At 65.9% G+C, this 1,691-nt stretch carries 1 protein-coding gene; it reads left to right on the top strand.

What is annotated here, in order from left to right; genetic code table 11:
• Positions 1–1,492 (top strand): hypothetical protein (locus AHiyo1_RS25225; RefSeq protein WP_172465731.1); only part of this gene is annotated, 1,492 nt, incomplete at its 5' end.
• Positions 1,493–1,691 lie beyond the last annotated feature (199 nt).

Raw genomic sequence — 1,691 nt, 5'->3', positions numbered from 1 at the left:
GTCGCGCCGCCGCGCGGCGGCCCGCAAGGCGATGAACGATCGCAAGGATCTGAGCGAGCGGGACGAGCTGAAGCTGCTCCGTGAGAACATCCAGGCCGCCGGCGAACAGTACATGGAGTCGCTGCGGAAGTCGGACATCCTCGTGCCGGGGTTCAACGACAACGAGCGCACTGAAAAGCTCAGCGCGATGCACCGGGTCTACGGTCAGATGATGGTCACGAGCGCGATGCGTCCGCTGCAGGAGGGCGTCAATACGGCCTCCGTGGTCCGGGTGATGTCGACGCTCTCGGCGATGTACCTCATGTCGCCGACGTTCCGTCAGGTCGTGAAGGACAAGGCCGCTCCGGTCAAGGCCTCTATCCAGGAACGGATCGACCAGAAGGCCCAGAAGACGCATGACTGGGCCGCGGGGCAGGCCGACCGGCGGAACCGGGGCATCCGGGAGCAGAACGAACTGCGTGCCACGCAGGGCAAGAAGCTGCTCAAGGAGGCTCGGGTCGAAGACTACGTGTCGAAGCGGTGGCAGAAGCGCTATGACGACCTGAAGTTCCGCGAGCGTGGGCATCGTGAGATGTTCACGCCGCGCTCGGCGGGCATGACCGAGGTCGCGCTCACCGAGAACGCGTTCGCGGCGCTCCGGCAGCCCGGTGCACAGGCTGAAGAGATCATGGAGAGCTACAACACCATGATCAGCCGTCTGTACCGGCAGTGCGAGGAGGACGGCCTGACCCGCGAGGAAGTCGCAGAGTCGTCCCGGGTCGTGCTGGGCGAGCGGATGCGTGAGGACCCTCGCGTTCAGGTCATGGTTGATGGCTTCAGCCACGGTGCCCAGCGCATGTCCCCTCCGCACGAGGAGCGGATTGCCGGGACGGATCGGGTGCAGCGTGTCTGGCGTGGTGACTACCAGGCCTACACGGGCAGGCCCGTGGATCCGACCCGGTATCAGGACACGCCGAACGGACCGCGAGTGGTCGGCGCATTCACGCTCCGGTCGCAGATGGGTGCCGAGGAGCACAAGGACCGCATGGGCGGGGTCATGGCGATGACCATGTCGGAGGCCGCGGCCCGTGGTGACATGAATGCCTTCAACCAGGACCTGGCTGGCTACATGCTCGGCTGCATGGCCCGTGTTCAGGAGGTTGACGGCGAGGGGCTGCCCGGCGTGATGCCGGAACGGCTCTTCCAGGCACGCACGATGCAGGCCACCATGACCGCGGACGGGTTGAGCGCGGAGCAGCAGCGCCAGCAGTACTCGTTCGCCTACATGGATGCTCTGGATGCGGTCAACGAGTCGTATCCCGAGTTCGCACAGGCGTGGCATGCACAGTACGGCGAGAAGTTCGGGCACTTCTCGACGAGGGTGGCCGCTGATCCGGTCGGTGCCTACAACGAGTGGGCATCACGCGAGAGGGGCGCAGCCAGCCAGCAGCAGAGCCGCCAGGCGGGTAAGCCGGCCCCGGAGCCGGCCGACGATCACGAATACCAGCCATGAGCCGGATGACACCAATGACGAAGGAAGGACGAGGACATGGCTGAATCACGACCACGGAAGCAGCTCGCTACCAAGGCCGGTCGCACGATGGGCCAGGCGGTGGTGTCGAAGAACGGCAAGCGACTCGAGAGGGGCAAGCCCGCGGTCGAGGCCGAACAGCGTGAGCAGCGAGGACTGCGGAAGAAGGTCCTCGCCGGGG

It is taken from the genome of Arthrobacter sp. Hiyo1, assembly GCF_001263615.2.
Classification (GTDB): domain Bacteria; phylum Actinomycetota; class Actinomycetes; order Actinomycetales; family Micrococcaceae; genus Arthrobacter.
The sequence above is the reverse complement of the archived record's forward strand: the minus strand, read 5'-3'. Positions and strand labels throughout refer to the sequence as shown.